Annotated in this window: 11 protein-coding genes; 1 reads left to right on the top strand and 10 read right to left on the bottom strand. The window is 61.9% G+C overall.

The annotated features are described in order from the left end of the window. On the top strand, positions 1 to 461 hold a 461-nt coding region (locus tag B3605_RS22175; RefSeq protein ID WP_296436070.1), incomplete at its 5' end, for a GH25 family lysozyme. Between the two features lie 10 nt (positions 462 to 471). Here B3605_RS22175 and B3605_RS22170 read toward each other — a convergent pair. The 10 genes from B3605_RS22170 to B3605_RS22125 all read right to left on the bottom strand — a co-directional run bounded on the left by B3605_RS22170 (position 472) and on the right by B3605_RS22125 (position 9,149). Continuing rightward, positions 472 to 1,212: an SDR family NAD(P)-dependent oxidoreductase gene (locus B3605_RS22170; protein ID WP_112941339.1), complete on the bottom strand. Its 741-nt coding sequence runs from the start codon at positions 1,210 to 1,212 to the stop codon at positions 472 to 474. A 70-nt stretch (positions 1,213 to 1,282) separates the two neighbouring features. After that, positions 1,283 to 2,773, bottom strand: a complete 1,491-nt coding sequence (gene purF / locus B3605_RS22165) for an amidophosphoribosyltransferase (RefSeq protein WP_111561102.1) — start codon at positions 2,771 to 2,773, stop codon at positions 1,283 to 1,285. Positions 2,774 to 2,919: 146 nt separating this feature from the next. Further along, the gene (locus B3605_RS22160) at positions 2,920 to 3,546 is read right to left on the bottom strand and encodes a CvpA family protein (protein ID WP_112941338.1); all 627 of its coding nucleotides are present in this window, start codon (positions 3,544 to 3,546) and stop codon (positions 2,920 to 2,922) included. 93 nt (positions 3,547 to 3,639) lie between these two features. Then, entirely contained in the window at positions 3,640 to 5,043 is a 1,404-nt protein-coding gene (radA, locus tag B3605_RS22155) for a DNA repair protein RadA (protein WP_112941337.1), read from the bottom strand. A gap of 9 nt (positions 5,044 to 5,052) precedes the next feature. Then, complete coding sequence (locus B3605_RS22150; protein WP_296436066.1) at positions 5,053 to 5,376, bottom strand: type II toxin-antitoxin system RelE/ParE family toxin; 324 nt, start codon at positions 5,374 to 5,376, stop codon at positions 5,053 to 5,055. Then, entirely contained in the window at positions 5,333 to 5,629 is a 297-nt protein-coding gene (locus tag B3605_RS22145) for a type II toxin-antitoxin system ParD family antitoxin (protein WP_112941336.1), read from the bottom strand. Before B3605_RS22145 ends, B3605_RS22150 begins: the two co-directional genes overlap by 44 nt. 73 nt (positions 5,630 to 5,702) lie before the next feature. Then, positions 5,703 to 6,872, bottom strand: coding sequence for an alanine racemase (gene alr, locus B3605_RS22140; protein ID WP_112941335.1), 1,170 nt, complete (start codon positions 6,870 to 6,872; stop codon positions 5,703 to 5,705). An 83-nt stretch (positions 6,873 to 6,955) separates the two neighbouring features. Next, positions 6,956 to 7,318, bottom strand: coding sequence for a transcriptional regulator (locus tag B3605_RS22135; protein WP_112941334.1), 363 nt, complete (start codon positions 7,316 to 7,318; stop codon positions 6,956 to 6,958). Further along, the gene (locus tag B3605_RS22130; protein ID WP_112973533.1) at positions 7,315 to 7,605 is read right to left on the bottom strand and encodes a toxin-antitoxin system TumE family protein; all 291 of its coding nucleotides are present in this window, start codon (positions 7,603 to 7,605) and stop codon (positions 7,315 to 7,317) included. Before B3605_RS22130 ends, B3605_RS22135 begins: the two co-directional genes overlap by 4 nt. 50 nt (positions 7,606 to 7,655) lie before the next feature. Continuing rightward, positions 7,656 to 9,149, bottom strand: a complete 1,494-nt coding sequence (locus tag B3605_RS22125; RefSeq protein WP_018898765.1) for a replicative DNA helicase — start codon at positions 9,147 to 9,149, stop codon at positions 7,656 to 7,658. Between the last annotated feature and the right edge of the window lie 279 nt (positions 9,150 to 9,428).

Here is a 9,428-nt window from a genome sequence, read left to right as displayed (position 1 = left end):
ACTACCACTTCTTCACCTTCTGCCGTCCAGGCCGCGATCAGGCGCAGAACGTGCTGGCGACGGTCCCCTTAGAACAGGGAACGCTGCCGCTCGCCATCGATCTCGAATTCACCGGCAATTGCGGCAAGGTGCCGACACGCGAGGAATTGAGCGGCGAGCTCAAGGCGTTCTTCGGGGAGCTGAACGGCGCCTATCCCGGCAAGCCGATCTTCTACCTCGATCAGCCCTTCTTCGATCAATATCTGAGGGGGCACGAGGAGATGTTTCCCGCGCACCATCTCTGGCTGCGAAGCATCGCTGAGGAGCCGTTGGTCGGCGATTGTGGGAGATGGTCGATCTGGCAGTTCGCCGATACCGGCAGCCTTGCCGGCATCCAGGGGGCTGTCGATCTCAACGCGCTCTGCCCGACCGAGCCCGACCTATCGGGCCTCTTCCGGGCAGTAGCGCAAGCGCCGCGCTAGCCGAAATGGCTTAGCCGGGCATTTGGTAACCGACGAGCTTGTTTTCGCGCACGATGAACAGCTTGCCTGTTTCGGTGTAGTCGGGAGCAAGAAGCGGCATCATCGCCTTTGCAACCTCGGAAGGGTGTGGCAGCGTTTCGGGATCTTCGCCCGGCACGGCCTGCGCGCGCATCGCGGTGCGCGTGGCGCCCGGATCGACGCTGGTCACGCGAAGAGGCGTGCTCTGCGTCTCACCAGCCCAAGTGCGAGCCAAGGCCTCGACAGCAGCCTTGGACGCCGAATAGGCACCCCAGAAAGGGCGGCAGCGATGGGCGGCAGCAGAAGAGAGGATAACGGCGCGTCCGGCTTCGGAGCGCGTCAGCAGCGGATCGACCGAGCGGATCAGCCGCCACGTGGCCGTGACGTTGATGGTCATCACCTTCTCGAACACCTTCGCCTCGATATGGCCGATCGGCGAGATCACCCCGAGCACGCCGGCATTGGCGACGAGAATGTCGAGCTTGCCCCAGCGTTCGAAGATCGAGGCGCCGAGCGCGTCGATGGCGTTCATGTCGGCGAGGTCGAAGGGCACCAGCGTCGCCGAGCCGCCGACGGCCTTGATCGCGTCATCGAGATCCTCGAGGCCGCCGACCGTGCGGGCGCAGGCGACGACATGGGCGCCGGCCTTGGCCAATTCGAGTGCGGTGAAATAGCCGATCCCGCGCGATGCGCCGGTGACGAGTGCGACCTTTCCGGTGAGATTGACGCTCATTGTAGCCTTATCCGTATACGCGGGGAGGCGAGGGGCGCGGACGACCCCTCGATCGAAAGGTCAGCCGAGATTAGCCGTTGCTGGCCATGACGGCCAGCTTGCGGACATTGCTGGTGCTGTCGTTGTCGAGCAGGCGGGTCGGGTAGTCACCGGTGAAGTAGTGGTCGGTGAACTGCGGATTGGCGGCGTCGCGGTTCTCGCCGCCGACAGCGCGATAGAGGCCGTCGATCGACAGGAACTCAAGCGAGTCGGCGCCGATATAGTCGCACATCGCCTGCAGGCTCGAATACTGGTTGGCGAGCAGCTTATCGGCGTCAGGCGTATCGATGCCGTAGAAATCGGGGAAGTAGATCATCGGGCTGGCGACGCGGATATGCACTTCCTTGGCGCCGGCATCGCGGATCATCTGCACGATCTTCAGCGATGTCGTGCCGCGCACGATCGAATCGTCGACGAGGACGACGCGCTTGCCTTCGATCATCGCGCGGTTGGCCGAATGCTTCAGCTTCACGCCGAAGGCGCGAATCTGCTGCGTCGGCTCGATGAAGGTGCGGCCGACATAGTGGTTGCGGATGATGCCGTATTCGAACGGAATGCCGCTCGCCTGGGCAAAGCCGAGCGCTGCCGGGGTGCCGCCATCGGGCACCGGCACGACGACGTCGGCCTCGACGGGGGCTTCCTTGGCAAGGTTGATGCCCATGTTCTTGCGCGCCGTGTAGACGCTGCGGCCGCCGACGACGGAATCGGGACGGGCGAAGTAGACATATTCGAACAGGCAGAGGCGTTCAGGCTTCGGCTGGTCGGCTTTGCGGCTGTCGATGGTGATCGAACCGTCGGGCTGGATTTCACAGATGATGACTTCGCCGTTCTCGACGTCGCGAATGTATTTCGCGCCGATGATGTCGAGCGCGCAGGTCTCGGAACAGAAGATCGGCTTGCCGTCGAGTTCGCCCATCACGAGAGGGCGGATACCGATCGGGTCGCGCGCGGCAATCAGCTTGGTGCGGGTCATCGCCAGCATCGAATAGCCGCCTTCCATCTGGCGGATGGCGTCGATGAAGCGGTCGGAGGAGGAGGTCTGCTTGGAGCGGGCGATCAGGTGCAGCACCACTTCGGTGTCAGACGTCGCCTGGAAAATGGCGCCATCGGCGATCAGCATGCGCCGCATCGTCAGGCCGTTGGTGAAGTTGCCGTTATGGGCAACGGCGATGCCGCCGACTTCGAGTTCGGCGAACAGCGGCTGCACGTTGCGCAACGCCACTTCGCCCGTCGTGGAGTAGCGCGTGTGGCCGATCGAAATGAAGCCCGGAAGCTTCGCCAGCGTTGCCGGATCTGTGTAGTGATCGCCGACGAGGCCCATGCGCTTTTCGGTATGGAACTGCTTGCCGTCGAAAGTGACGATACCGGCCGCCTCCTGCCCACGATGCTGCAGGGCATGCAGCCCGAGCGCTGTCAGCGTTGCGCCATCGGGATGGCCGAGAACGCCGAACACACCGCATTCCTCATGCAGCGTATCGCCATCGAGTTCGTCGTTGAGCGTGGAGGAATGGGACTGGTTCATTGCTGCGGGCCTTTGCTCTCACAAGAATGGTATGGCACTTCCGAAAACGGCGTAAGCCCGGCGGAGCGTGTGCCCGGCCGGACCTTTAGTCGCGTCCCCCTCAAATGGCAACTGCCACAGGCTGGGTCAAGCTGTTGAACACTGCGTCAATTAGACGGTTGCTGTGCACCATTGGCCGGGGCGGGCGCGGCATCCTCGGCCGGCGCCTGATCGGAAGCCGGCGCATTGTCGCCTTCCGCATTGCCGCCCTGCGGCTGTAGTTTTTCCATCACGCTCGCACGGATCACCTGGGCGAATTCAGCAGGCAGAACCGACTGCAGCTTCGTCACCATCGAATCCAGGAACGGCTTGGACTTGGCGTTGTTCACCCAGCTCGGGCGGTGATCGACATCGACGAGCCAGTTCCAGAAAGCGGTGGCGACGACGAGCAGAAGTATGCCTCTTGCCGCGCCAAACAGGAAGCCCAAAGTACGATCGAGCGCGCCGATGCGGCTGTCGATGATGAAATCGGCGATCTTCATGGTGATGAAGGAAATGATGATCAGCGCGATCAGAAACACGACCGCGGCCGAGCCGACGAGCGCGATGCGGTCATCGTCGGTGTACTTCTTGGCGTAGGGCACGAGATACGGGTAGAAATAGTAGGCCGCGGCAGCCGAGCCGCCCCAGCTTGCGATCGAGAGCACTTCGCGGGAGAAGCCGCGCACCATGGCGAGCACGGCGGAAAAAAGCACGACGCCGATGACAATACCGTCGAAAATCGTAATGGGCATATAAATCCAACTCCAGGACGGCCGCCAATTCGCAGCTCAGTCGCGCCTCATTGCGTGCATCCTATATCATCACCTGTTGCGGCGATGAAAGGATCAAACCTCTTCTTCCACACGTCTCAAAGCGCCCTTCGAGCCGGCGATCCGGGCGACCAGATCCGGCAGGCTTTCGATCTCGCTCCAGCGCCCGCCCGTGCCCTTTGGCAGTTCGGCAGACCCCGATGGAAGCAGCGCTGCAGAAAATCCGAGCTTCTCGGCTTCTTTGAGGCGCTGGTTCGTGTGCGCAACCGGCCGGACGGCGCCCGACAGGCTGACTTCGCCGAAATAGACACAATCGGCGGGAAGGGCAATACCGGCAAGCGACGAAACCAGCGCCGATGCGACCGCCACATCCGCTGCCGGCTCTGAAATCCGGTAACCGCCGGCGATATTGAGATAGACGTCGTGCTGACCGAGCTTGACCCCGCAATGCGCCTCGAGCACGGCGAGGATCATCGACAGGCGCGCCGAATCCCAGCCTACGATCGCGCGTCGCGGCGTACCGAGCGAGGTCGGCGCCACCAGCGCCTGCACTTCGACCAGGATAGGCCGCGTTCCCTCGATGCCGGCGAAGACGGCCGCTCCCGGCGATTTCTCGTTGCGCTCGCCGAGGAAAAGTTCGGACGGGTTCGCCACCTCGCGCAAGCCCTTGTCCGACATCTCGAACACGCCGATCTCGTCGGTCGGCCCGAAGCGGTTCTTGACGGTACGCAGGATGCGGTAGTGGTGACCTCGGTCGCCTTCGAAATAGAGAACGGCATCGACCATGTGCTCGACCACGCGTGGACCGGCGATCTGCCCGTCCTTGGTGACGTGGCCGACGAGCACCATGGCGGCACCCGTCTGCTTGGCGAACTTGATCATCGCCTGCACGCCGGTGCGCACCTGCGTCACCGTGCCGGGCGCGGATTCGGCAAGATCGCTCCACAGTGTCTGAATGGAATCGATGATGACGAGATCGGGCCGCTTGCCTTCGGCCAGCGTCGCCAGGATATCCTCGACATTGGTCTCGGCGGCGAGCAGCACATCCGTATCCGCTGCCCCAAGGCGCTGCGCCCTGAGCCGCACCTGCGCCACCGCTTCTTCGCCCGAGACATAGATGATCCGGTGCCCGCGCCGCGAAAGCGCCGCCGCCCCCTGCATGAGCAGCGTCGACTTGCCGATGCCGGGATCTCCGCCAATCAGGACGGCCGAACCGCGCACGAAGCCGCCGCCCAGCGCCCGGTCAAGCTCCGAAATGCCGGTGTGGATGCGCGGCGCTTCCTCGATCTCGCCAGACAGAGCGGTCAGCGCCACCGGGCGGCCTTTCTTCGGCGTCTTCGCCGGCCCACCGCCGATCCCACCCATCGGGTCTTCCTCGACGATGGTGTTCCACGCGCCGCAACCCTCGCATTTGCCGGCCCAGCGGTTGTGGATGGTGCCGCAGCCCTGGCAGATGAATTGTGTTCTTGCTTTCGCCATGAGGAAGGATCAGTCTTCTTGTTCTGTCTGATAAAAACGCAGGAAATGTGAGAGCTCAATCTTCTGCCGTCCATGCAGCACGCGCAGGACGGAAAGCGTCTCATCATCAATGAAGAAATAGATACAGCGATTACGATAAGGGAAAGCCCGCAACCCTGGAATGAACTCGCGTGGACTTCCGGCTATGCCGAGCTTTGCTATCCATTCGATCTTGCCGTTGATGTCATCGAGAAAACGGCGCGCAGCAAGCGCATCGAAGGCTGCAATATGATCATACATGCCGAGAAGATCATCCAGCGCCTCGAATGACATTTTCAGCTGACGCGGCCGCATTCTTCCGTTCCTCCGCCATCATGAGAATGTGCTTTGTCAGATCTTCGGCGCTTTCGAATGTGATGGCGCGTCCGGCATCGATGTCATCGATGCCCCGTTGGATCAGTTGGCGCAGTTCCTGTATCTCGCCTTCTTCGCTGCCAAGCAGTCTCAACCCGGCCGCAATAACGTCTTCGGCGTTTCGGTATCGTCCGTCTGCTATCTGCTCCTCGATGAAGGTGAGGTCCTGCTCGCTGAGATGGATCTCGGTCATTTCGATCTCCTTTTGTTCTCTTTTAGCATGAAGATTTCCGGCTTCCAAGAGGCGTAGGCAGGGATTCCAAGCCCTAGCCGTCGTCCTCGCTCAGATACCGCCGCTCGTGGCGCAACCCCATGCTCGTCAGCACCTCGTAGCCGATCGTGCCCGCCGCGCGCGCGACGTCGTCGACCGAGATGTTCTTCCCGAAGAGCTCGACATAATCGCCGGCGTTCACCGCGTTCTCGGGCAGATCGGTGATGTCGAAGATCGTCATATCCATGGTCACACGTCCGGCAATCGGCACCTTGCGTCCGGCAATAAAGCCGTGGCCGCCCTGGGGCGCCACTTGGCGCAGGGGGACGCCGCCACTGGATTGGCTGCGCAGATACCCGTCGGCGTAACCGGCCGAGACGATGGCGAGCCGGCTGTCGCGGGTAATTTCCAGTGCGCGGCCATAGCCGACGCCTTGGCCGGCCTTGGCATCACGCACCTGAATGACACGCGCCTCCGCCGTCACCACCGGGCGCATCGGATTGGCCATGCCGTTCACCGCCGCGCCGCCATAAAGCGCGATCCCGGGACGGGTCAGGTCGAAGTGGTAATCGTTGCCGAGGAAGATGCCGGCGGAGGCAGACAGGCTTGAATCGATACCTTCATAGGCGGCGCTAACCTTGCGGAATGATTCAAGCTGTTGCCGGTTCATCGCCGAGCTCGGCTCGTCGCCGCAGGCAAGATGGCTCATGACCAGCACGGGCGCGAAACTCGCCGGACGCGACACGTCGTCGGCGAGCGCGATCGCCTCGTTCATATCGAGGCCGAGCCGGTTGAAGCCGGTATCGACATGCAGCGCGCAAGGGTAATCGCCGTATTCGGCCAGCACCGCCATCCAGAAGGCAAGCTGCTCCTCGGATGATATAACCGGCACGAGATCGTTCTCGAAAAAGCGCCGCTCGGTCCCCGGCCAGATGCCCGCGAGCACGAAGATACGCGCGTCGGGAGCATAGAGCCTCAACGTCACGCCTTCATCGACAGTCGCCACGAAGAAATCCCGCGCGCCCGCCAGATAGAGCGCCTCGCCGGCATCCTCCATCCCGGTCCCATAAGCATCGGCCTTGACCACGGCCGCCGTGCGCGCCTTGCCGGAACGCCGCGCCATGTCACGCCAGTTGTCGGTTAGGGCGGCAAGATCGACCGTCAGGCGCAAACCCGCGGAGGAAAAACGGTCTTCGTCTTCGTAGTCGTCGGCAAAATCGGTCATGTTTCACATCTGCAGTGGAGGCGGAGGGAGGTCTCCGCACATTGTAAGGGTCGGATGATTACAAGGAAGAGACGGAGCTTTGCTCACGCAACGCTGCGAAGATCGAAGTCGGCATGGATCACCTCATAGGGCACATGAATACGGCCCTGTTCGTTGACCTCGATCAGCCCCCATTCGATCAGCGCGGCCGCATCCTCGTGGACCCGCTTGACGTCGCGGGACAGCGCGGTGGCCAAGCCGCGATAGGTCGAAGGGCCAATCGCTTGCAGGCGCTCGATCAACGTCCAGCGTTTGGGCGTGAGCACCGAGAAGAGCTGTTCGGGCGATGAGAAGGTGAACAGGTGAGGCTGCGCTTCGCCGCTGTTCCAGGCTCTGGCGAACCCATCGATCGCGTTGCCGATGGCGGCATCATCGTCTCTTTGAATTCGGATCGTTGCGGTTGTCATCTGCGCCGGCTCCTTCTGATGTCCACGTCTCGTCGAAAAACTTCGAGAAGTTTTTCGACGGTCGAGAACGCGTATGCCTCTTCACTGCCGTCGAGGTGCTTGTGGTCGCCCTTGCCTCGCTCGTTGTCATACCCGACGACGCGTTGTCCGGGATAGCCATAGAAGAGGCTGTACTTATAGTCATGGGCGCTACCCGGCACCGGCCGCGCGACTTTCCAGACGACCAACTCCTGGATGGCCCCGTCCGACAACACGGACTTCGAGCGGTAAAGCAGTTGCGCCCTCATGTTGGCGATAATGCCAACGCGAGGGCGCGGTGTCAAATTTGGTTAGGCTCTTACTGCTCTTCGTAATGCGTGAAGCTCGGCTCGGCCAGATCGGCGAAGCGGGTGAACTCCGACTGGAAGGCGAGCTTGACGGTGCCGGTTGGTCCGTGGCGCTGCTTGGCGATGATCACATCGGCCGTGCCCTTCACCTTGTCGAACAGCGCTTCCCACTCCGGATATTTCGGATCGTGGATGTCGCGTGGCTCAAGGTTCTTCACGTAATATTCCTCGCGGAACACGAAGAGCACAACGTCGGCGTCCTGCTCGATCGAGCCCGATTCACGAAGGTCGGAGAGCTGCGGGCGCTTGTCCTCGCGGCTTTCGACCTGGCGCGACAGCTGCGACAGCGCGATGATCGGCACGTTCAATTCCTTGCCGAGCGCCTTGAGGCCGGTCGTGATCTGGGTGATTTCCTGCACGCGGTTGTCGCCTTTGCCGGCGCCCGTCATCAGCTGGATGTAGTCCACCACGAGGCAATCGAGGCCGCGCTGGCGCTTCAGGCGGCGCGCGCGGGCAGAGAGCTGCGCGATCGAGATACCACCGGTCTGGTCGATGTAGAGCGGCACCTTCTGCATCATCATCGAGCAGGCAACGAGCTTTTCGAAATCGGCATCGTTGATGTCGCCGCGGCGGATCTTCGACGAGGAGACTTCCGTCTGCTCGGAGATGATACGGGTGGCCAGCTGTTCGGACGACATTTCGAGCGAGTAGAAGCCGACGACGCCGCCCTGTTTCGCCTTCATGCTGCCATCGGACTGCACTTCGCCTTCATAGGCGGCGGCGATGTTGTAGGCGATGTTGGTCGCAAGCGAGGTCTTGCCCATGCCCGGGCGTCCGGCAAGCACGATCAAGTCGGACCGCTGCAGACCACCCATCTTGCCGTCGAGCGACATGATGCCGGTGGAAATACCGGAAAGACCGCCATCGCGCTCCTTGGCGACGGCAGCCATGTCGATCGCCAGCGCCACGGCGTCGTTGAACGCCTGGAAGCCGCCATCGTAGCGGCCGTTTTCGGCAAGTTCGAACAGGCGACGCTCGGTGTCTTCGATCTGCGCCTGCGGCGGCATGTCGAGCGGTGCGTCATAGGCGATGTTGACGACGTCCTCGCCGATGGTGATCAGCGCACGGCGCAGAGCCAGATCGTAGATCGCGCGGCCATAGTCCTCGGCGTTGATGATGGTGACGGCTTCGCGCGCCAGTCGCGCGAGGTACTCCGAGACCGTCATGTCGCCGACCTTCTCGTCGGCTTTCAGGAAGGTCTTGATCGTCACCGGATTGGCGATCTTGCCCATGCGGATGATATCGCCCGCGACCTCGAAGATCTTGCGGTGCAGCGGCTCGTAAAGATGCGGCGGCTTGAGGAAGTCCGACACCCGGTAATAGGCGTCGTTGTTCATCAGGATCGCGCCGAGAAGTGCCTGCTCGGCCTCGATGTTGTTGGGTGCTTCGCGGTAGTGCTGCTCCGGCTGGGCAACAGCGGCGATCTTTCGGGCGGCGTCGTTCATCTTGATCCGTTCTGTCTTATTCAGCTTCGGGTTTGCAGCCCACCAACGGCAAAATCAAGTGCTGAACAAGGCGAGCGGCCAAAACGCTTTGGCTTTGGCACGTTGTTCGACTTCTCCACAGCGCATCTTGCCATTACGCGAAAATACCGGCGGTGTAGCCTTCCGGACACGTACAAAGCGACTCACGCGAATCAACGCGTTCGTGGTATTTTAGGCTTTGATAGGGGAGTGTGCATCGAGACTCTCGTCATCACCGCTTGAAAAACGCGGAAAATGACT

The sequence above is a fragment of the Rhizobium sp. UBA1881 genome (assembly GCF_002338015.1).
GTDB lineage: Bacteria > Pseudomonadota > Alphaproteobacteria > Rhizobiales > Rhizobiaceae > Rhizobium.
Note: the sequence above shows the minus strand (reverse complement) of the source record. Positions and strands in the feature narration are given on the sequence as shown.